Here is a 20,385-nt window from a genome sequence, read left to right as displayed (position 1 = left end):
AAATGGTTTTTTCAAGTAAAATATTTGCCTGGGGTGAAAAGATGAAACGCATAGGTATTTTGACAAGTGGTGGGGATGCACCTGGTATGAACGCTGCAATCCGTGCCGTTGCAAGAAAAGCAATGCATGAAGGCCTTGAAGTCTATGGTATCAATTACGGTTTCGCTGGTTTAGTGGCCGGTGATATCTTCAAGATGGATCCAATTACAGTTGGTGACAAGGTTCAACGTGGCGGTACTTTCTTGTATTCAGCTCGTTATCCAGAATTTGCACAAGTCGAAGGACAACTAAAAGGGATCGAACAACTCAACAAGTTTGGGATTGAAGCCTTGGTTGTTATCGGCGGTGACGGTTCTTATCACGGTGCACTTCGTTTGACAGAACATGGTTATAACACAATTGGACTACCAGGAACAATTGATAATGATATTCCATTTACTGACCAAACAATCGGTTTTGATACAGCGGTTAACACGGTGCTTGAATCAATCGATAGAATCCGCGATACAGCTGCCAGTCACGAAAGAACTTTCGTGGTAGAAGTGATGGGTCGTGGTGCTGGTGATATCGCATTGTGGGCCGGCGTTGCCGGTGGCGCACAAGATATTATTATTCCAGAACATGATTTTGATGTAAAAGCAGTGGCTGACAAATTACGTGCTTCACGTGAACATGGTCAAAAACATGCCATCATCGTATTAGCTGAAGGTGTGATGCATGCTGATGAATTTTCAGAAAAATTATCTGAATACGGCGATTTCCACTTACGTTCAACTGTCTTAGGACACGTTGTCCGTGGTGGTTCACCAACAGCTAGCGATCGTGTTTTAGCAAGTCGTTTAGGCTCAAAAGCAGTTGAATTATTGCTTGAAGGCAAAGGCGGTTTGGCGTTAGGAATTGAAAAGAATGAAATTATTGCACATGATATTACAGACTTATTCAATCACAAGCATCACGCTCAATTAGGGTTGTACGATTTAAACGCTGATTTAGCATACTAGTAACGTTTCACAATAAATTTGTTAAAATGACTGCAAAGTCTTTTAAAAAAAGAGACATAAAAGGAGAGACTCCACTTATGAAAAAAACCAAGATCGTAAGTACACTTGGTCCCGCAAGTAATAGTGTAGAAATCATCACAAAATTAATCGAAGCAGGCGCTAATGTATTCCGCTTTAACTTCTCACATGGTGATCATGAAGAACATTTAAGCCGAATGACAATGGTTCACGAAGCTGAAAAATTAACTGGTAAAACAGTTGGTATCATGTTAGATACAAAGGGTGCTGAAATCCGGACAACTGTTCAAGTTGGTAAGAAATTTGAATTACACACTGGTGAAACAGTGCGCATTTCAATGGACGATACACTTGAAGGAACGCCTGAAAAGATTGCTGTTACTTACCCAGGTTTATTCGCTGATACACACGTTGGTGGCCACGTTTTAATCGATGATGGTTTAGTGGATCTTAAGATTATCGAAAAAGACGAAGTTGCTAACGAACTTGTTACTGAAGTTCAAAATGATGGTATGGTCGGCTCACGTAAGGGTGTTAACGCACCTGGTGTTTCAATCAACTTACCTGGTATCACTGAAAAAGATGCTAGTGACATCCGTTTTGGTTTAGATAACGAAATTAACTTTATCGCTGCAAGTTTTGTTCGTAAACCTCAAGATGTTTTAGACATTCGTCAATTATTAGAAGAAAAACACATGGAACATGTGCAAATCTTCCCTAAAATCGAATCACAAGAAGGTATCGACAATATTGACGATATCATGAAAGTTTCTGATGGTTTAATGATTGCTCGTGGTGACATGGGTGTTGAAATTCCATTTGAAAACGTACCTTTCGTACAAAAGAGCTTAATCAAGAAGTGTAATGCAATTGGTAAACCAGTTATCACTGCAACACAAATGTTAGACTCAATGCAAGAAAACCCACGTCCTACACGTGCCGAAGTTAATGACGTTGCTAACGCTGTTATGGATGGTACTGATGCAACGATGCTTTCAGGTGAAAGTGCTAACGGTGACTACCCAGTAGAAGCTGTTGCAACTATGGCTCGTATCGACGAACGTACTGAAAAAGCATTAACAGACCGTGATGCTTATGCTTTAAAAGCATACAGCAAAACAAACTTGACTGAATCAATCGGCCAAGCTGTTGCACATACTGCTCATAACTTAGGCATCAAGACAATCGTTGCTGCAACTGAATCAGGTTCAACAGCACGCATGATTTCTAAATATCGGCCACAAGCTGACATCTTAGCCGTTACATTTGACGAACGTACTCGTCGTAGCTTAACAGTTAGTTACGGTGTTTACCCAGTTGTTGCTAAGAAACCAGCTAACACTGACGATATGTTCAACTTGGCAACACAAACAGCTCAAGAATATGGTTTTGCTAAAGAAGGCGACCTAATCTTGATCACTGCCGGTGTACCAGTTGGCGAACGTGGCACAACTAACGTTATGAAGATCCAATTAATTGGTTCTAAATTAACACAGGGCCAAGGCGTTGGCGATGAAACAATCGTTGGCAAGGCTGTTGTTGCTTCAAACGCTAAAGAAGCTGCTGATAAAGCAGTTGATGGTGGTATCTTAGTTGTTAAATCAACTGACAAAGATTACTTACCAGCAATCGAAAAATCAAGTGCTATCGTTGTTGAAAACGGTGGTTTAACATCACACGCTGCTGTTGTTGGTATCGCTATGGGTATCCCAGTTGTTGTTGGTGCTAAAGATGCAACTGACGCTATCAAAGATGGCGAAGTCATCACAGTTGATTCACGTCGTGGTATCGTTTATCGCGGTGCTACAAACGCACTTTAATCAACGGGTTCATTAGAACCGATATTTGAAGAAACGTCTGACAAAATGCTTATTTTGTCAGACGTTTTTTTGTGAGTTTCTGAAAATAGTTTTGATAATTTGCTGACAAGGTCCGCGTTTATCGTTACAATGGTAGAGAGACTTTATTGGAGGTCACTATGGAGAGCTGGCTATTTTTAGCGGCGATTTTAATCGTCGCCTTATTAGGTAAAAACCAATCATTAATCATCGCATCGGCAGTTGTTTTAGCGTTAAAACTATTGCCATTTTCAAACAAACTTTTCCCGATTATTCAGGGGAAAGGGATTAATTGGGGCGTGACCGTCATTTCGGTCGCCATCTTAATCCCGATTGCGACCGGGCAAATCGGCTTTAAGGATTTGTTGAACGCCTTTAAAACGCCGGCCGGATTCATCGCAGTCGGCTGTGGGGTCTTAGTTGCCGTTCTTTCAGCCAAAGGGGTTGGCTTATTAGCGGCGAGTCCTGAAATGACCGTTGCGTTAGTTTTTGGGACCATTATGGGCGTTGTCTTCTTAAAAGGCATTGCGGCCGGCCCGGTGATTGCCGCTGGTTTGACGTATACAATTTTAACAGTCTTTAATTTAATACCGCTCCACTAAATAATAAAACGAGGTAAATTATGAATAACTTAATCGGTCAAATTATTACCGCCCTAGTTACAGATGAAAACGAAGATGCTTTCTTCGTTCAAAAAGATGGCGTGACTTTAAAGCTTAACAAAGAAGGCCTTGAAACAGTGCCTGAAATCGGTGATACGGTTGAAGGTTTCGCTTATGAGAACTCAAGTCGCGAATTAATCTTGACGACGTTTATCCCAAAATCAAGAGTGGGCCATTACGCCTTTGGTGAAGTCGTTGAAACGCGTCGTGATCTAGGTGTTTTCGTCAATATCGGTTTACCTGATAAGGACATGGTCGTTTCGTTAGATGAATTGCCAACCATCAATAAATTATGGCCCAAACCTGGTGATCGTTTAATGATCGCCCTTGAAGTCGATGAAAAAGGTCGGACTTGGGGTAAGATTGCGGATGAAGCCATTTTTAGATCAATTTCAAAAGCGGCTAAACCAGAAATGAAGAATGAAAATATTGAAGGGACCGTTTACCGCTTAAAATTAGTCGGAACGTTCCTATTAACGGATGATTTCTATATTGGTTTCATTCATCCTTCCGAACGTGAAGCAGAACCCCGTTTAGGCCAAATGGTTCAAGGTCGAGTGATTGGTGTCCGGCCAGAAGGTAGCTTAAACGTCAGCTTGAAGCCCCGGGCCTATGAAGAAATCGGGGATGATGCTGAAATGATCATCGCCGTTTTAAAACGTCAACCAGACGGCACGATGCCTTACACTGATAAGAGTGACCCCGACGATATCAAAGGTTATTTTGGGATTAGTAAGGGGAGCTTCAAACGGGCGTTAGGTCGCTTGATGAAGAGCGGTTTAATCGAACAAAAAGACGGTCAAACACGTTTAACGGATAAAGGCCAAGCTGATTTAACGGACTAATCATTTTGAGCTTAATGGAGTGAAGGAAGTCGATTATGGATAAAACAGCCCAATTAGAAAAAATACGACATCAATTACAAGCGGCTGGCTTCAAATTAACCTCACAACGTGAAGCCACCGTCGCCATTATTTTGGAACATTATCAAGATCATTTGAGCGCCGAACAAGTTTTTATGTTGACCAAGGCGGTGACACCAGAAATTGGTTTAGCGACCGTTTATCGGACATTAGAAATTTTGACGGAATTGCATATTTTGAATAAAATTAGTTTTATTGAAGATGGGATTACCCATTATGATTTATGCGAACCGAATCAAAATAGTCATTTTCATCATCATTTATTATGCCTGCAATGTGGTCAAATTCAAGAAATTCATGAAGATTTATTGACTGAAGTTGAAGCCGAGGTGTTGGCTAAATTCCAATTTGCAGTGTTGGATCATCGGTTAACCTTACAAGGCGTCTGTGACCACTGTCAAACCTTGAACGTGGACAACGGTTTGCCCGCTAATAAAGTCGACGTGACACGCCAAATTGACTTAAGTCAGTTATAGTTCGGAGAAAAATATGCAAACGTTAATTGAAGACTATTTACACTATTTAAAGATTGAACGCGGCTTATCGGATAATACCCGGAGTAGTTATCGCCAAGATTTATTACAATTTATGGCCTATCTAGAACAACAGCAGTTAACTGAATTTACGCAGGATCATTTTGTGATCATCAATTATTTACAAGTTCAAACCGATGCGCATAAAGCACAGAGCAGTATCACGCGGAGTATTTCGACGCTACGTAAGTTCTATCAGTATTTATTGCGTGAAAAACAAATCGAGATCAATCCGATGTTACAAATTGATTCCCCGAAACAAGGTCGGCATTTGCCGGCCGTTTTATCTTCTAGCGAGATCGAACGACTGTTGCAGACACCGGATACCGCAAAACCATTAGGCTTACGCGATCGGGCGATTTTGGAAGTGTTATACGCAACTGGGTTGCGAGTTAGCGAATTGATTCATTTAAAATTAGCCGATTTACATTTATCGTTGGGCTTAATTCAAACGATTGGTAAGGGGAACAAGGAACGGATTATTCCGATTGGTGATGTCGCGGTTGATTGGGTCAATCAATATTTAGACCGTAGTCGTCCGAAGTTAACCAAGGGGCAGTCAAACCCCTACTTGTTCGTTAACTTTCATGGGAACGGGTTAACGCGCCAAGGTATCTGGAAGAATCTCAAGATGTACGTTAAGTTAGCCGGGATTGAAAAGGATGTCACGCCGCATACACTACGACATTCGTTCGCGACTGTTTTACTTGAAAATGGGGCCGATTTACGGATTGTCCAAGAGCTATTGGGGCATTCTGATATTTCAACCACTCAAATTTATACGCATATCAGTAAGAAACATCTGACTGAAGTTTATCAAAGAAGCCATCCTAGAGACTAGGCGTATTTGTTGTTGGTTAGCATCTGTGGTAGAGTTATGCTATTAGAACTTTGCTTGATCATTGGAGGTCAACATGTTATTTAAGTACAAAAATGATTATGAAAAGATTGCGATGGGCTTTTTATCGTTTATCCCTGATCTAAAAGAAGTGTCGCATGTTCAATCAGAACTGGCTTTTTACAATAACGATGACCAACATATTTTATATCTTTGGCAAAATGAAGCAGGTGATTTTGCCGGGATTGTTGGGATTGAATTGGGTGCTGATTATATATTAGTGCGGCACATTTCACTGAATCCGTCTGAACGCAGTGATCACCGATATTATGAGGTATTAGACGAATTAGCGGCGATGTATCCTAAGAGTCGGGTGATGGGTTCTTTAGACACAGCGGCTTTAATTGCTAAGTGGGAACAGCACCAGACTAAAGAAATGGATTAGTTGCGAGATGACTGAACAGTTGACGTTGGTCCTTTCTGATTTTGAAGGACCCTTGGATTTATTATTACATTTAATTAAACAAACGAAGATTGATATTTATGATATCCCCATTGCTGAAATCACCGCGCAATACCTGGATTACTTGCATCAAATGCAAGAACTAGCCCTCGATATTGCGGGTGATTATTTAGTGATGGCGGCAACGTTAATGAAGATTAAAAGCAAATTATTGTTGCCAAAGCCACCGGTGTTGGTAGAAGAAGAGACCATCGACTATGTTGATCCACGTCAAGAACTGGTCGATCAGTTATTGGCTTACCAGGCTTTTCAAAAGATTGCCGGTGTTTTGCAAGAACGTGAAATGGAACGCCAACAACTCTTTGCGAAACCGGCTAGTACCAATCCCGCTGAAAAAGTGGTGCCACTTGCGCGCGGTGTGATTAAACCCCGTGATTTAGCGGCGGCGGTTTCCAAGATGTTAGCGGAGGCCAAAGCTAGTCAACCGGTTTTTAAAACCGTCCAGAATGACGAAATTTCGATTACTGAAAAAATGAATTGGATTACAACCCAGTTAAGTCGCCAAGCCAATGCGGTGACGTTTGAATCGTTGGTTGTGAATCCCAATGATTGTGATGAAATTGTCACCACCTTCTTAGCGATATTAGAATTAATGAAAGATCGTCGCATTGTCTGTGATCAGCTAACTTATGAGACTCAGATTTTTGTGATGTTGAAAGAGGAATCGACTAGTGAAGCATCTCGCTGAAATTGAAAGTTTATTGTACGTTGCTGGTGATGAAGGGGTGACTTTAAACCAAATTGCCCAATTAGTGTTATTGGATGAGGCCGCGGTTCGCCAGTTATTGGAAAAACTAGGTCAGCGCTATCAAACTGATGACCATTCAGGTATTTGTCTGATTCAAGCTGCCGATTGTTATAAGTTAGTTACCAAAAAAGAAATGGCACCGCTGATTAAACGTTACTTTGCGGGCCCGGTTTCGACAAGTATTAGCCAAGCCGCTTTAGAGGTATTGGCGATTGTCGTCTACCGGCAACCACTGACGCGAATTGAGATTGATGAAGTTCGTGGCGTGCAAAGTAGCGGGGCCATTCAGACGTTATTAGCGCGGCAATTGGTGATTGAAAAAGGGCGCAAAGAGGCCCCTGGTCGGCCGATTTTATACGGAACAAGCAATTATTTCTTAGATTATTTTGGCTTAACAACACTTAAAGAATTACCAGAATTGGAACAATTAGAATTAACAATCGATGAAGATCAACCGGCTGCGGATGCTGCTGATTTATATTTCCGTCAATTTGAACAAACATTAAATGAAGTCAGTCCACAAACGGACGATAAAGGAGAACAATAAATGGAACGACTACAAAAAGTCATCGCTAACGCTGGGGTTGCTTCTCGGCGAAAGGCTGAAACATTGATTCAAACGGGACACGTCACCATTAATGGTAAAGTCGTGACCGAAATGGGTATCAAAGTTGAAGGTTCAGAACATATCGAAGTGGATGGTGTACCGTTAACACGGGAACGTAAAGTTTATTACATGTTATACAAACCGCGCCAAGTCATTTCTGCAGTGACTGATGATAAGAAACGGCCCGTTGTGACCGAATATCTTGAAGATATTCCAGAACGGGTGTACCCAGTTGGTCGGCTTGATTACGATACATCAGGGTTATTGTTATTAACCAATGATGGGGACTTTGCCAACATGTTAATGCATCCTAAATATAAGGTTGATAAGACCTATGTGGCTAAGGTCTCAGGTATTCCGACGCCTGATATGTTACGTCAATTACGTAAAGGAATCGTGTTAGAAAAACGTAAAACAGCGCCAGCTAAAACTAAAATTATTTCAACTGATCGTCGGAAGAATACGGCCATCATCAGCATTACGATTCACGAAGGGATGAATCATCAAGTTAAAAATATGTTAGCGGCTGTCGGGCTACCCGTTTCTAAATTGAAACGGGAAACCTATAGTTTCTTAACGCTTGATGGCTTAGTATCTGGTGAATACCGGGCGTTAAAACCAATTGAAGTCGCAGAATTCAAAAAGATGGCAGAACTCAGTGAAAAACCACGGCATAAAAACCGAAAGTAAATCGTTGCTTTTAGAATTATTTTTTGGTATGCTTTCCGTGAAGTAAATATTAATGGTTCGTCTTCAGGGCAGGGTGTAATTCCCGACCGGCGGTAATAGTCCGCGACCTGCTGCATTTGCAGTGGCTGAACCGGTGTGACTCCGGTACCGATAGTGAAAGTCTAGATGGAAGAAGATAGAGCTTATTTGGGTATGAATGTATTCATTTAAGGTCTATTAATCACCCTGATTAATAGACCTTTTTTAATGCAATCAAACACTTTGAGTTCGCAAATGAAGACAACCTCATTTGGAGGGTGTTACGGATGCATGCATCAAAAGTACGGACAATGGTTGGCGTCGCCATGTTAGGCGCAATTTCATTTATTGTGATGTTTTTCGAGTTTCCCATCATTTTGGCTTTTCCTTTTTTGAAGGTCGATTTTAGTGATGTGATTGTTTTACTTGGAACCTTTATTTACGGGCCACTTGGTGGTATCGGGGTAGCTGTGATTCGTTCGGTGCTCCATTTCATTATGACGGGTGCTAGTCTGCCAAGTTTGGTGGGCGATTTTGCCGGAGTGTTAGCGTCTATTTTTTATCTTTTACCTTTTTATTATTTATTCAAACGGCAAAAGAGTGTTTTAAAAGGTCAAATTTTAGCTGGGGTCGTCAGTTCAATCAGTATGACGATTGTGATGGTCTTGGCCAATTGGCTCTTTATTTTACCGCTCTACATTCGATTAATGGGGCTCAACTTAGGCATGTCGACCCTACAGTACATCTTGATCGGGTTAGTACCGTTTAACTTGATTAAAGGCGGGCTAATCACCATTGTCTTTGGTATTTTATATTTACGAATCTTACCATGGTTAAAACAACATATGAAAACCGCGGTTTAAAGAATAAGCTGTGACAAAACTCGGTTATCAATTGAGTATCAAGTTAAAAATGCGGTCTATCCAGAACTAAGGATAGACCGCATTTTAAATTTGAACGGAGATTGATGAGTTGTGGCGCGCGGTAAAGATTAATATCATGATACGACTAATTATGCCATAGTGTCTTTTTACGTGGGGGTATGCTAGGATGAAAATGGAGTTGATTGGCGAACAATTGCGCCCGTTGGACAAGCTGTATAGGCTGCTTTGAATGCAATTTGATCACGTGGATTGTCGATGGGGACCTGACCTTGATTCTGATCGGGTTTAAAGAAGGCAACACCATCGGCATCATAATCGAAGAGGTTTGGCGCCTTCAATTGACAGAGCCCACAGGCAATACAACGTTCAGGAATAACACGACTATATAACAATGAATTCACACTTTCTAGGATAAGGAATTTAAGATGTTAATTGATTATCTTTTATGTTTATTTAGTACCGACAAACGCCGCTATCAAGTGGTGTATTATACCTTGGTCGGTAAGCGTACGACGTCTAATTTATACGCGGCGTTAGATTACGATATTTTAAAATGGCTTCAAATTTATCCTAATCTATCATTGACGCAATTTCAAGCGATATTAAATAAAATGGTTGAAGCGGGTTGGTTAGTCTGTGACGACCGCTTTGCTTGGTTGACGCCAGCCGGTGATCAACAAAAACAAGCAATCCGACCAACTTTATTTTGGCCGACTCATTATGATGGGCCACAGATGGGTAAATTGACGGCGTTTCAAAGTCGCTTATTACTGGCACTCCAAATTACATCAGAATACGCCCACCATAATCAGCGCTATTTTCCCGTGACCATCAGTTTACATGAACGCAACCAAGTCGTCTATTGGTTTAAACAACATAAACAACAAACTGATTTTCCACAACAGGTTCAAAATGAGCTCAGCACGCTGTTGCGGGAATTAGCGCCCGAACAAGCTGACCTATTAGCCAATCGATTAGTCGGGCATCAAGTCACCGGCAGTAGCCAACAACAGCTCGTGCAGTTGTTGGGACAATCACCGTTAGCCATTGAATTACGAACGCTTGATGGGTTTGCGCAGCTCTTAACACAGTTGCGCCAATCACTAGCTCAATTTTCGGTCTTAGAGGGACTAGTGTTGGACAATCCAAGTCGGTTAAGTCAGAGTACCGCTCAAACTTGGCAAGCTGTCCAATCGGGGCAGACGGTTGATCAAATCAGTCAACAACGGCACATTAAACCGGGGACGATTCTGGAACATCTACTCGAAATCGCCATATTAGTGCCGCAGTTTCCGTTTACTGATTATTTAACGCATCAGAGCGAGTTAGACACGTTATTTTCGCAGGATGCGGCGGTCAGTTTTCAAGCCGTTCAAGCGACTGTTCCGGCAATCGATTTCTTTGAATACCGGTTATATCAAATTAAATTAAAGGTGGCGGTCCAATGACGTGGGATATTCAACAGGTTTTAAAACAGCGTTTTGGTTACGACACCTTTAAACCAGGACAAGCGGCCGTTATTCAGGCCGTCTTGGCTGGTCGGGATACACTGGCCGTTTTACCGACCGGCACGGGAAAGTCGTTGTGTTACCAGTTATCGGCCTATTGTTTGGGCCATACAACCGTGATCGTTTCGCCATTGATTGCGTTAATGCAAGATCAAGTGGCGCAACTGAACTATCAAGGTGAAAAGCGGGCCGTCGCGATTAATTCCAATTTGGATTATGGACAACGCCAACAGTTGTTACAACATTTGACAGATTTTCGCTTTATTTTTATGGCGCCAGAAACGTTGAGTAATCCAGAAATATTAACCGCTTTGCAACAATGTCAGATTGATCTGTTTGTGGTCGATGAAGCGCATTGTATCTCACAATGGGGGATTGATTTTCGACCAGATTATTTAGCGCTAGCTGGTATTAAAAAGCAACTAAAGCCGACCGCCACCTTAGCGTTGACGGCCACCGCGAATGCCCAAGTTCGATTAGATATTATCGATAAATTAGAGCTAAGCGCCGTTGAGCAAGTCCTAACGTCAGTTGATCGGCCCAATATATATTTAGGGGTTAGTCCGCAACCAGACGAACAATCTAAGGATGCTTATTTAGTCCAACTAGTTAAAAATAGTCAAGGGCCTGGGATTATTTATTTCTCAAGTCGTCAAAAGACCGTTGAAATTGCGAATTTATTGCAACAGCAGACGAATCAGCGGGTGGCTTACTACCACGCCGCACTATCGACCCAGGAACGTTACGTGATCCAGCAACAATATATGGACGGAACGATTGATGTGATTTGTGCGACCAATGCGTTTGGAATGGGAATCAACAAGGCCGATATTCGCTACGTCATTCATTACCATGTGCCACAGAACATCGAAAGTTATCTGCAAGAAATTGGGCGTGCGGGCCGTGATGGGCAATCGGCGTATGCGATGGTGTTGACCACACCGCAAGATCTGTATTTACAACAGGCATTGGTTGATTTTGGGATTCCATCCAACAGTTTGATTCAGCAATTTTTTAAGCAACCGGATTTGTTTAAAAAAAGTGAGGGTAACGAATTTGAATTATTACGTCGGTACCAACAACTCGGTTTATCGGCTAACGCGGTCGAACAATTATTGACGAATCGCCAAAAAGAAAAACAGTTTGCCTTACAGACAATGCTTGATTATTTGGCTTTTAAAGATTGTCGCCGCCAATTCATCATTAATTATTTCGATGAAACCATTCATCAGGTTGACCATGACGATGCTTGTTGTGGGAATCAAACGGATTTAGAATTTTTAGAAAAAATTAATTTAGAATACGCAATTAATGATAAAGCCCCTAAAATAAATAGTTTAACGCCATGGAATAGGATTTTGGCCCAATTGTTTTAGTGTTTTTTAAAGTTTTTTTGAAAAGTCTATGGTACAATATCAAAGAATACCGAGAGGGAGGGCCGTCAATGCTCAAAGATGACAAGAAAAAAACAGATAATCAGACGGAAGATAAACCCTGGGAAACACAATTTGATGATGATCGTGATGACAAAGGTAATTTATCCCGTGTTGCTTCCAAAAGTAAGGAAAAAGGTAATACTTATTTTGCCATTATTTTAGGTGTTTTATTAGTTTTATTGATTGCTTCGCCAACGATTGCTTACACCATTCATTCTAGCCGAGCCAACAAACCGGTTGAAGAGTCTTCTAAGATTATTGTCGATAACACTGACAGTAGTAGTGCTAAGAAAGCGGCCAAGAAGTCGCAATCAATTAGTGAGAGTAAGGCGAAAGTTGCAAGTGAAAGTAAAGCTAAGACGGCTAGTGAAAGCAGTGCTAAAGCGGCCAGTGACCAACAAGCTGCCGCTGCAAGTAGTAGTCAGGCTGCCGCTGAGAGTCAAAAGGCTGCAGCAAGTGCCAGTCAAGCGCAAGCGGACAGTGCTAGCAGTAGTGTTGCTGCAACTAGCAGTAGTAGTAGTTCCGAATCGGCAACTGGGACCTACACCCTTAAATCAGGTGAAGGGCTTTATCGTGCGGCCGTTAATAACGGGATGACGTTGCCTGAATTGTTAGCGTTAAATCCAGGATTAACCTCTAGTTCAAGTGTCGCTCCAGGGACGCAACTCAATATTAAATAATAACAATTGAAGGCCTGGAGGATTTTCTCCAGCCTTTTTTAATGATTTTTAGGAGGATTTTTTGAATGCAAATTGCAATTGATGGACCAGCATCATCTGGTAAAAGTACTGTCGCTAAAATTGTGGCAACCCAATTAGGTTTCGTATACGTGGATACGGGTGCAATGTACCGGGCGACGACCGTGCTTGCGAATCGTTTGGGGTTAGATTACGGGGATGAAGCGGGTTTGATGGCTAAATTAGTGGACACCAAAATCGAATTTCAACCCGATCAAGCGGGTCAAAAAGTTTTCCTAAATGGTGAAGACGTCACGTTGACGATTCGGACGCCCGAAATTACCAATAATGTCTCACAAGTGGCGGCCTTGGCCGCTGTTCGGACAGAAATGGTCAAACGCCAACGGGAGATTGCCGATCAAGGACAAGTCGTGATGGATGGTCGAGATATCGGAACTACGGTGTTGCCCGATGCTGCGGTCAAGATTTTTATGGTCGCCAGTGCTAAAGAACGCGCGCAACGCCGCTACGCTGAAAATATCACTAAGGGCATCGATACGCCATTAGCAACGTTGCAATCTGAAATTGAATTAAGAGATCAAAAAGATAGTACACGGGCCGTTTCACCATTGCGGAAAGCGGCCGATGCGGTTGAAATTGACACGACTAAATTAACAATTGAGCAAGTTGTCGCTGAAATATTAGCGATTACGAAACAAAAGATGCCAAATTAGTGAATTACTAAGGGAAAAAACTGGTAATTCAGTGGGACTTCAACTAAAATAGAAGTGTATAGACAGTCAGTCGTTAAGGAGGATTTTAGGTATGAGTGATGCTAACTTGAATGAAACTCAGAGCAGCGAAGCTATGGCAGCTGCTTTGAACAGTGTCCACGAAGTCAAAATTGGGGACGTTGTTCAGGGTGAAGTTTTAGCAATTGAAGATCGCCAAGTCATTGTTGGAATTCAGGGCACTGGTGTTGAAGGGGTCGTTCCTCAAAAAGAACTCTCAAGTCAACCTATTGACCAATTATCAGATATCGTTAAAGTTGGGGATGTAATGGACCTCGTCGTTATTTCAACGATCGGTAATGATAAAGAAAATGGTAGTTATTTATTATCAAAACGTCGTTTAGAAGCACGTAAAATTTGGGCTGAAATTGAAACTAAATTTACGAACCAAGAAACCGTAACAGCGACTGTCTCAAGCGTTGTTAAGGGTGGTTTAGTTGTTGATGTTGAAGGCGTTCGGGGATTTGTACCCGCCTCAATGATTTCAGACCGTTTTGTGCGTAACTTGGATGGTTATAAAGGCCAAGAAATGACTTTACAAATTATTGAAATTGAACCAAGCGAAAATCGTTTAATCTTATCACGTAAAGCTTTAGTTGAACAAGAACGCAAAGCACAATTGCAAGCCGTTTTTGAAAAACTATTACCTGGTGATATTATCGAAGGTGAAGTTGCGCGTTTAACCAACTTTGGTGCCTTTATTGATTTAGGCGGCGTTGACGGGTTAGTCCACGTTTCTGAAATTTCATATGACCATATTAAACAACCAGCAGATGTTTTGACGGTTGGTGAAACGGTTAAGGTTAAGGTCTTAGCATTAGATCAAGAAAAAGGCCGGATTTCATTATCAATCAAAGATACACAACCTGGTCCTTGGGATGAAATTGCTGAAAAAGCCCCCGTTGGAAGTGTTTTAGAAGGCGTTGTGAAACGTTTAACAACTTTCGGTGCTTTTGTCGAAGTATTCCCAGGTGTTGAAGGTCTTGTGCATATTTCACAAATCTCACATCAACATATTGCGACACCAAACGATGTTTTAGAAGAAGGTCAAACAGTTCAAGTTAAAGTCTTGAATGTTGATCCAGATCAACAACGTTTAGGTTTATCAATCAAAGCTTTACAAGAAAAACCAGCGGGTGCGAAAGATTCTGAACAAAAAGATGTTGCACCATCTGATTATCAAATGCCAGAAGAAGAAACTGGTTTTAGTATCGGCGATTTGATTGGTAAATCATTAGATAAATAAGTAAGTGTGTTGAGTTGCGGGTAGCAACTGAGCATTAACAGAAAATCCCCCAGTTATCTTGCGTTTAAGATAATTGGGGGATTTTGGGTTAAGCGGAGGTTGTTGCAACTCAAAAGCACGTTATCAATTGTCTATCAAGTCCAAAAAGGTGGCTATCCTGAGTTTTCAGGATAACCACCTTTTTTTGATTACCCAGCTGGTTGAACCTGACTGGTTTCGAGTTGGCTAATGATTTGTTGAACGAGTGCTTTAAATGCTGGACTATGCCGATCTCGCGGACGGGGGAGATTAATCGGAATTGCTTGTCGCAGTTGTTGTTGGCCGACAATCACGACTTTAGAAGCGAGTGCAACGGCTTCTTCAATATCATGGGTTACCAATAGGGCGGTTAATTGTTGGGCTTGCCACAGGTTTTCAATGAGTTGTTGCATTGATTGCCGGGTGAAAGCATCTAAGGCGCCAAACGGTTCGTCAAGCAATAGTAGTTCGGGATGGTGTAATAAGATGCGTGCTAAGGCAACCCGTTGCTGTTGACCACCAGAGAGGGTCAGCGGGTATTGATGTTGATTGGCCGTTAGATCGACTTGCGTTAAGGTCGTTGCCAATTGTTCAGCGGTAATTTTAGTTTGACCAATACTGAGATTTTGTGCGACGGTTTTCCAAGGGAGCAACCGAGGATTTTGAAACATGATTCGGGTCATGGCGTTGGTGGTTGTGACGCGCTGCTGGTTTTGCCAGATGCTGCCTGAACTAGGGGCACTTAAACCGGCGATCATCCGCAGTAATGTACTTTTACCAGCACCACTTTTCCCGATAACAGCGATAAAGTCGTTTTGCTGAATGGTCAAATCAATCGGATTTAGAATGGTTTGGCCGTTGAATTTTTTGGTAACTGCTTTTAATTCCAGAACTGTTTGCATTTTAAAACCACCTTTATTCATTAATTTGCCAGTGATTGGCTTCATTTTCGAAAAACTTAGCAATTAAATCTGATATTTTACCGAGTAACGCATAAATTAAAATACTGACGAGAATCACATCCATCTGCATGAATTCACGGGCGTTCATTGCCATATAGCCGATACCGGAATCGGATGCAATCGTTTCGGCGACGATTAGTGTCGTCCACATAATGCCGAGCGCGTATCGTAGCCCGACTAGGATGGCTGGCAGCGCACTTGGAAAGATAATATCGGTGAAGAGTTGCCAACGACTCAACTGGTAAACGTGGCCCATTTCAATCAATTCTGGATCAACGCTTTGAATCCCGTGTACCGTGTTGGCGTATAGGGGAAAGAAGACGCCAACGGCCACTAGAAAAATCTTACTGGTTTCGCCCACCCCGAACCAGGCGATGACGAGCGGGAGTAATGCGAGATGCGGGATATTGCGGATCATTTGGATGGTCGAATCGAGTAATTGGTTGGCGCGGTGGGAGAGGCCGGTGAGTAGCCCGAGTAGTAAGCCTAAGCTAGCACCGATTCCGAGGCCCAAAGTGGCGCGGTAAAGACTGATGGTGACGTTTTTGAAGAGTTCTTTGCCCTGCACCAAGGTGTAAGCTGTTTTGATGATTGTCGAAGGCGCCGGGAAAAATTTAGTGGAAATTAAGTTGAGCTGACTTGCGACTTGCCAAATCAGTAATAAACTGACGGGCAGTAATGCCGGTAAACAAAAATTGAGGAGCTTAGTTTTGAACTTTTGCATGATACACCTACTGACTATTAATTTTCGATTTTAGCGGATTGAACATCAACTTTCTTTTTGATTAATTTTAAATCGTAGAAAGTATCGGCGATGGATTGTTGTTCTTTCAAAATTTCGGTGGAGATTGATTCTAGCCCGTAAGTCCGGCGGTTGACCATCAAGGTGATCGTCGCTTGATCCATCTTCAACGCTTTGGCGAGGTTTTTAATCAATTGGCTTTTATTTTGATTGGCGCGTTTGAGGGCCTTATTGGTCTGACTGACGACTAGTTTAGTCACGTCAGGATTAGCGGTCGTAAAGGATTTAGTGGATAAAATAAAATCACGATCGGTTGTATACCCTTCGGCGGTCGTTAGGATTTGCGCGCCGATATCAGTTTGCGCCGAAGCGGTATAGGGATCCCAAGTGACCCAAGCAGCAACGGCGCCTTTTTCAAAGGCAATTCGAGCGGCACCAGCGTCTAGATATTGAACATCAACATCGTTCAAAGTCAGACCGGCTTTTTTGAGGGCTCTGATTAAGAAGTAATGAGCGCTAGTGCCTTTCGCAACTGCAATCTTTTGGCCTTTCAAGGCTTTGACCGATTTAACGGTACTATTTTTAGGAATCAGGATTGCACTACCTTGGTATTTAGAATAACCGGCAGCGGCATAGACGATTTGCGCGCCACTGCTTTGCGCAATCACCGGTGGCGTGTTACCAGTCCGACCGAAGTCAATTGAACCGGTTTTAAGCGCTTCTTGTAAGGCGCTACCGTCGACGAATTCATGCCATTTAACGGTGTAGTTTTCCTTTTCCAACGCTTTTTCAAGACCACCATCGAGTTTGGCAATCTGGAAAATATCGCCTTTTTGATAGCCAATCGTAATCACGGTTTTGGCTTCGGCCGTTTGATTACCGTAGAGATAGTGGTAGCCAAAGGCGGCGCCGATTAACCAGATGCTACAGAAAAGTGCGACGGCCAGTTTTTTAAACCAATGTGTTTTAGCCATAATGGGCCACCTCCTGTAAATCAAAATCAGTTAATTGATGCCGTTTAACTTTGCCGGTCGGACCACTGGGCAAGGCTTGGACGAAATGAATGATTTCGGGCTGTTTAAACCGGGAGAGGTTGTGTTGGCAATGTTCGATAATGGCTTGGTGATACGCTTCGAGTTGTTGTGCATCGGTTGAGTGCTTGGTGAGGATAATGTAAGCACTGACGCGTTCGCCGAGAATCGGATCCGGTTGGCCAGTCACACAAACTTGTTCAACGAAGGGTAATGCTAATAAAATATTCTCGACTTCTGTGGGGCTTAATTTTTCACCCCCGCGATTGATCACGTCTTTTTGCCGACCGTTGATGAAGACGTAACCTTCGGAATCCTGATAACCGAGGTCGCCGGTTATCAGCCAACCTTGATCGAAGTCGGTGTTTCCTAAACTGTTTTGATAGGCCGTAATCACGTTAGCTCCACGAATGGCGATTTCACCCATTTGGTTGGCGGGTAAGGTTGAATGATCGGCTGCGACAATTTTTAAATCAAGACCAATGGGTACGCCAACGGAGCCTAACTTGCGGTGTTGGAGTGGATTGGCGCAAATTTGGCTGGCAGCTTCGGTCATGCCGTAGGATTCGATTAACGGCACTTGAAAGGTCTTTTCAAATTGACGTGCCGTCGTGATGGCGAGTGGGGCTGAAGCTGAGCGAATGAAGCGCAAGTGATGATTGATTGCATATTGGGGGGCTTTTTTGAGTAAGATGTTGATGATGGTTGGGGCTAATGAGACCCAAGTGATTTGCGCGGTTTGAACCGTGGCCCAGAATTGGCTGGCACTGAATTTAGGGGCAATCACTAGTTGTCCACCGGAAACCGTCGTGGCCAATAAAGAAATGACTTGGGCGTTAATGTGAAAGAGCGGTAAACAGAGATAGGTGCGATCCGCGGCGGTCAATTGATGGCCCGCGATGATGTTTTGAATAGCTGCCAATAGTTGAGCGTGGGTTAAGCCAACTGCTTTGGGGGTACCAGTCGTACCTGACGTATACATATAAATGGCTAACGAATTTTCAGTCGGCACGCAATTAGTGGGTTGGTGATGGTTAATTGATTGACGTTGCCAGTAATGACTAGTCGCTAATTCAGGATTGATACTCAATCGTAAGTGGGGTTCTGGGGTACTAAAATGTGTGTCTTCGGCGAAAATAACGGCAGCGTAAGTTTGTTTGGCTAAGAGTTGGTGCGCTTCATTATTGGGAATTTGGGGATCGACGGCGGTAATCGTTAAACCCGTGATTAAGGCGGCGAGATAAGTAATGTAGAATTGGTAAGAATTGGGTAAGCCTAACATGAGGTAGTCGCCAGTTTGTAAACCTTGATTATTAAAAAAAGTGAGACAGTGTTGTAAATCACGATTAACGGTTGCCGCATCGAAAACGTGTTGTGCAGCTAAATCAGTTACTCGTGTTTTGGCTGTTGATTGTAAGAGTTGTTTTTGCAGGGTTGCGCTGAGTTTAGACATGACGAGGACCTCGTTTTAAGTATTTTTTTGGGACGGCCGATACAATAAGCTAAGTAAGGCGTTTGGTAACAGAGATAGGCAATCCCGAAGGATAAACCGTAGATAACAAGGAGCGCAATTGGTGTGATTAAGATCAGCGCCAGGGTGCTCAGGTGAGTATTGGCTAAGAACCATTTGAAACCTGTAATGGCAATCGGTTGGGCAAGATAAATGCCGAATGATAGCTGGGCGCCGAGTGCGACCCATTTTGAAAACCAGCGCCAATGGGGTTCTAATCGGTGAGCGGCCCAACGTCGACCTAAATATAGGATGATCAGAATGAAAAGGCAGGCGTATAAAACAAATAACGGTTGATGAACGGATTTAGAAGGAATATCACCTAAATGGAGAATGAAACGATCATAATAGTAATAAAGCCAGATAGCTGGCACGGCGATCCACAAAAGATGAATGAGTTTGGGACCGTGACTATCGAGCCATTCAGTCAATTCTTGGTAGTTCAAACAGGTGATAGCACCGGCGATGAAATAGAATTGATAAGTCCCAACGAAAACGCCGTAATGGGAGAGTAGGTAAGGCCAGTGACTGGTATCGAGGTGGGGAATCACGAATTTAATCAGTAGGGTAATGAGAATTTGACACCAGAAACTACTGTAGAGAATGACGCGGTGGTAACGTTGATTGTGTTGCAACCATTTGAATAATGGCGGAATAATCAGATAGAGTTGCATCGTGACGAGCACATAATAGAGATAGCTTAAATCACCGTGTAATAAATGCGGGCCCAGTTGCTGGTAAAAGGTCAGCGTTAACGGGGATTGACCGTGTAACATGAGATAGACCAGATTCCAAGCGAGATAGGGAATCCCAATCAGCCAGAATCGTTTACGCCAGAACTTCAATAAGCTGACGGGTCGGTGACTGAGACTAAAAAAGAGCACCAAACCACTAACAAACATAAAACTGGTTCGGGTGAAATGAAAAGAGGCGTGCAAACCACCAAAAATTTGGTAGGTTAAGCTAGTTGGATCGAATTGTTTTTTGACGATGCCGATGGTGTGAATCGCTAAAACGCCAATGATAAAAAAGAAACGCATAAAGTCGATTTCATAAAGGTGTTTCTTGTTCAAAAGCAGGAGCCCCTTTGTTAAGTATTAGTTATTATGAATAACTTGATGAGTACTTTACCGATTAAATGTGACTTTTCTGTAAGTTTTAGATGGTTAAAATCGGATTTA

At 42.5% G+C, this 20,385-nt stretch carries 22 protein-coding genes and 1 riboswitch; of the genes, 16 read left to right on the top strand and 6 right to left on the bottom strand.

Features of this window, described 5'->3' with window-relative positions:
• Positions 1–41: 41 nt before the first annotated feature.
• The 11 genes from pfkA (at position 42) to ACVPPQ_RS10560 (ending at position 9,262) form a co-directional block, all read left to right on the top strand.
• Complete coding sequence (gene pfkA / locus ACVPPQ_RS10610; RefSeq protein WP_025082356.1) at positions 42–1,001, top strand: 6-phosphofructokinase; 960 nt, start codon at positions 42–44, stop codon at positions 999–1,001.
• Positions 1,002–1,078: 77 nt separating this feature from the next.
• Entirely contained in the window at positions 1,079–2,839 is a 1,761-nt protein-coding gene (gene pyk / locus ACVPPQ_RS10605) for a pyruvate kinase (protein ID WP_025082355.1), read from the top strand.
• A 158-nt stretch (positions 2,840–2,997) separates the two neighbouring features.
• The gene (locus ACVPPQ_RS10600) at positions 2,998–3,459 is read left to right on the top strand and encodes a DUF441 domain-containing protein (RefSeq protein ID WP_463494611.1); all 462 of its coding nucleotides are present in this window, start codon (positions 2,998–3,000) and stop codon (positions 3,457–3,459) included.
• A gap of 20 nt (positions 3,460–3,479) precedes the next feature.
• Positions 3,480–4,364, top strand: coding sequence for a CvfB family protein (locus ACVPPQ_RS10595; RefSeq protein WP_463494609.1), 885 nt, complete (start codon positions 3,480–3,482; stop codon positions 4,362–4,364).
• A 35-nt stretch (positions 4,365–4,399) separates the two neighbouring features.
• Positions 4,400–4,918: a Fur family transcriptional regulator gene (locus ACVPPQ_RS10590; protein ID WP_463494607.1), complete on the top strand. Its 519-nt coding sequence runs from the start codon at positions 4,400–4,402 to the stop codon at positions 4,916–4,918.
• 13 nt (positions 4,919–4,931) lie between these two features.
• On the top strand, positions 4,932–5,816 hold the full coding sequence (xerD, locus tag ACVPPQ_RS10585; RefSeq protein ID WP_463494605.1) for a site-specific tyrosine recombinase XerD: 885 nt from the start codon (positions 4,932–4,934) through the stop codon (positions 5,814–5,816).
• Between the two features lie 73 nt (positions 5,817–5,889).
• Positions 5,890–6,258, top strand: a complete 369-nt coding sequence (locus ACVPPQ_RS10580) for an N-acetyltransferase (RefSeq protein WP_463494603.1) — start codon at positions 5,890–5,892, stop codon at positions 6,256–6,258.
• Positions 6,259–6,265: 7 nt separating this feature from the next.
• Positions 6,266–7,024 carry a segregation and condensation protein A gene (locus ACVPPQ_RS10575; RefSeq protein WP_463494601.1) on the top strand — a complete coding sequence of 253 codons (759 nt, stop codon included), beginning with the start codon at positions 6,266–6,268 and terminating at the stop codon, positions 7,022–7,024.
• Complete coding sequence (gene scpB, locus ACVPPQ_RS10570; protein WP_463494599.1) at positions 7,008–7,631, top strand: SMC-Scp complex subunit ScpB; 624 nt, start codon at positions 7,008–7,010, stop codon at positions 7,629–7,631. Before ACVPPQ_RS10575 ends, scpB begins: the two co-directional genes overlap by 17 nt.
• Positions 7,632–8,381, top strand: coding sequence for a pseudouridine synthase (locus tag ACVPPQ_RS10565; protein WP_106483255.1), 750 nt, complete (start codon positions 7,632–7,634; stop codon positions 8,379–8,381).
• A gap of 55 nt (positions 8,382–8,436) precedes the next feature.
• Positions 8,437–8,562: riboswitch (FMN riboswitch) on the top strand.
• A gap of 124 nt (positions 8,563–8,686) precedes the next feature.
• Positions 8,687–9,262 (top strand): ECF transporter S component, encoded by a 576-nt coding sequence (locus ACVPPQ_RS10560; protein ID WP_463494597.1) that lies wholly within the window; start codon positions 8,687–8,689, stop codon positions 9,260–9,262.
• A 182-nt stretch (positions 9,263–9,444) separates the two neighbouring features.
• On the opposite strand, the gene ACVPPQ_RS10555 is transcribed toward ACVPPQ_RS10560, so the two are convergent.
• Positions 9,445–9,684 carry a ferredoxin gene (locus ACVPPQ_RS10555; RefSeq protein ID WP_463494595.1) on the bottom strand — a complete coding sequence of 80 codons (240 nt, stop codon included), beginning with the start codon at positions 9,682–9,684 and terminating at the stop codon, positions 9,445–9,447.
• A 24-nt stretch (positions 9,685–9,708) separates the two neighbouring features.
• On the opposite strand from ACVPPQ_RS10555, the gene ACVPPQ_RS10550 reads away from it, so the two are divergent.
• The 5 genes from ACVPPQ_RS10550 (at position 9,709) to rpsA (ending at position 14,941) form a co-directional block, all read left to right on the top strand.
• Positions 9,709–10,731, top strand: coding sequence for a helix-turn-helix domain-containing protein (locus ACVPPQ_RS10550; RefSeq protein ID WP_463494593.1), 1,023 nt, complete (start codon positions 9,709–9,711; stop codon positions 10,729–10,731).
• Positions 10,728–12,167, top strand: coding sequence for a RecQ family ATP-dependent DNA helicase (locus tag ACVPPQ_RS10545; protein WP_463494591.1), 1,440 nt, complete (start codon positions 10,728–10,730; stop codon positions 12,165–12,167). The genes ACVPPQ_RS10550 and ACVPPQ_RS10545 overlap by 4 nt, the downstream gene beginning before the upstream one ends.
• Positions 12,168–12,235: 68 nt before the next feature.
• A complete protein-coding gene (locus ACVPPQ_RS10540; RefSeq protein ID WP_463494589.1) occupies positions 12,236–12,907 on the top strand; it encodes a LysM peptidoglycan-binding domain-containing protein in 672 nt (223 codons plus the stop codon).
• Between the two features lie 65 nt (positions 12,908–12,972).
• Positions 12,973–13,638: a (d)CMP kinase gene (gene cmk, locus ACVPPQ_RS10535; RefSeq protein WP_463494587.1), complete on the top strand. Its 666-nt coding sequence runs from the start codon at positions 12,973–12,975 to the stop codon at positions 13,636–13,638.
• A gap of 91 nt (positions 13,639–13,729) precedes the next feature.
• Positions 13,730–14,941, top strand: coding sequence for a 30S ribosomal protein S1 (gene rpsA, locus ACVPPQ_RS10530; RefSeq protein ID WP_463494585.1), 1,212 nt, complete (start codon positions 13,730–13,732; stop codon positions 14,939–14,941).
• 188 nt (positions 14,942–15,129) lie between these two features.
• Here rpsA and ACVPPQ_RS10525 read toward each other — a convergent pair whose 3' ends face one another.
• Genes ACVPPQ_RS10525 through ACVPPQ_RS10505 form a run of 5 tightly spaced genes read right to left on the bottom strand, consistent with a single transcriptional unit; the run spans position 15,130 to position 20,277 of the window.
• On the bottom strand, positions 15,130–15,861 hold the full coding sequence (locus ACVPPQ_RS10525; RefSeq protein ID WP_463494583.1) for an ABC transporter ATP-binding protein: 732 nt from the start codon (positions 15,859–15,861) through the stop codon (positions 15,130–15,132).
• Positions 15,862–15,874: 13 nt separating this feature from the next.
• Positions 15,875–16,645, bottom strand: a complete 771-nt coding sequence (locus ACVPPQ_RS10520; RefSeq protein ID WP_463494581.1) for an ABC transporter permease subunit — start codon at positions 16,643–16,645, stop codon at positions 15,875–15,877.
• 17 nt (positions 16,646–16,662) lie between these two features.
• The gene (locus ACVPPQ_RS10515; protein WP_025082338.1) at positions 16,663–17,637 is read right to left on the bottom strand and encodes an aliphatic sulfonate ABC transporter substrate-binding protein; all 975 of its coding nucleotides are present in this window, start codon (positions 17,635–17,637) and stop codon (positions 16,663–16,665) included.
• Positions 17,630–19,147, bottom strand: coding sequence for an AMP-binding protein (locus ACVPPQ_RS10510; RefSeq protein WP_463494579.1), 1,518 nt, complete (start codon positions 19,145–19,147; stop codon positions 17,630–17,632). The genes ACVPPQ_RS10515 and ACVPPQ_RS10510 overlap by 8 nt, the downstream gene beginning before the upstream one ends.
• The gene (locus ACVPPQ_RS10505; RefSeq protein ID WP_463494577.1) at positions 19,084–20,277 is read right to left on the bottom strand and encodes an acyltransferase; all 1,194 of its coding nucleotides are present in this window, start codon (positions 20,275–20,277) and stop codon (positions 19,084–19,086) included. Before ACVPPQ_RS10505 ends, ACVPPQ_RS10510 begins: the two co-directional genes overlap by 64 nt.
• Positions 20,278–20,385 lie beyond the last annotated feature (108 nt).

Source organism: Latilactobacillus parafuchuensis (assembly GCF_055271665.1).
The sequence above is the reverse complement of the archived record's forward strand: the minus strand, read 5'-3'. Positions and strand labels throughout refer to the sequence as shown.

Excerpts from the sequence above, each read along its gene's own strand:
- pfkA (WP_025082356.1), top strand. The coding sequence starts at position 42 with ATGAAACGCATAGGTATTTTGACAAGTGGTGGGGATGCACCTGGTATG.
- pyk (WP_025082355.1), top strand. The coding sequence starts at position 1,079 with ATGAAAAAAACCAAGATCGTAAGTACACTTGGTCCCGCAAGTAATAGT.
- ACVPPQ_RS10600 (WP_463494611.1), top strand. The coding sequence starts at position 2,998 with ATGGAGAGCTGGCTATTTTTAGCGGCGATTTTAATCGTCGCCTTATTA.
- ACVPPQ_RS10595 (WP_463494609.1), top strand. The coding sequence starts at position 3,480 with ATGAATAACTTAATCGGTCAAATTATTACCGCCCTAGTTACAGATGAA.
- ACVPPQ_RS10590 (WP_463494607.1), top strand. The coding sequence starts at position 4,400 with ATGGATAAAACAGCCCAATTAGAAAAAATACGACATCAATTACAAGCG.
- xerD (WP_463494605.1), top strand. The coding sequence starts at position 4,932 with ATGCAAACGTTAATTGAAGACTATTTACACTATTTAAAGATTGAACGC.
- ACVPPQ_RS10580 (WP_463494603.1), top strand. The coding sequence starts at position 5,890 with ATGTTATTTAAGTACAAAAATGATTATGAAAAGATTGCGATGGGCTTT.
- ACVPPQ_RS10575 (WP_463494601.1), top strand. The coding sequence starts at position 6,266 with ATGACTGAACAGTTGACGTTGGTCCTTTCTGATTTTGAAGGACCCTTG.
- ACVPPQ_RS10565 (WP_106483255.1), top strand. The coding sequence starts at position 7,632 with ATGGAACGACTACAAAAAGTCATCGCTAACGCTGGGGTTGCTTCTCGG.
- ACVPPQ_RS10560 (WP_463494597.1), top strand. The coding sequence starts at position 8,687 with ATGCATGCATCAAAAGTACGGACAATGGTTGGCGTCGCCATGTTAGGC.
- ACVPPQ_RS10550 (WP_463494593.1), top strand. The coding sequence starts at position 9,709 with ATGTTAATTGATTATCTTTTATGTTTATTTAGTACCGACAAACGCCGC.
- ACVPPQ_RS10545 (WP_463494591.1), top strand. The coding sequence starts at position 10,728 with ATGACGTGGGATATTCAACAGGTTTTAAAACAGCGTTTTGGTTACGAC.
- ACVPPQ_RS10540 (WP_463494589.1), top strand. The coding sequence starts at position 12,236 with ATGCTCAAAGATGACAAGAAAAAAACAGATAATCAGACGGAAGATAAA.
- cmk (WP_463494587.1), top strand. The coding sequence starts at position 12,973 with ATGCAAATTGCAATTGATGGACCAGCATCATCTGGTAAAAGTACTGTC.
- rpsA (WP_463494585.1), top strand. The coding sequence starts at position 13,730 with ATGAGTGATGCTAACTTGAATGAAACTCAGAGCAGCGAAGCTATGGCA.
- ACVPPQ_RS10525 (WP_463494583.1), bottom strand. The coding sequence starts at position 15,861 with ATGCAAACAGTTCTGGAATTAAAAGCAGTTACCAAAAAATTCAACGGC.
- ACVPPQ_RS10520 (WP_463494581.1), bottom strand. The coding sequence starts at position 16,645 with ATGCAAAAGTTCAAAACTAAGCTCCTCAATTTTTGTTTACCGGCATTA.
- ACVPPQ_RS10515 (WP_025082338.1), bottom strand. The coding sequence starts at position 17,637 with ATGGCTAAAACACATTGGTTTAAAAAACTGGCCGTCGCACTTTTCTGT.
- ACVPPQ_RS10510 (WP_463494579.1), bottom strand. The coding sequence starts at position 19,147 with ATGTCTAAACTCAGCGCAACCCTGCAAAAACAACTCTTACAATCAACA.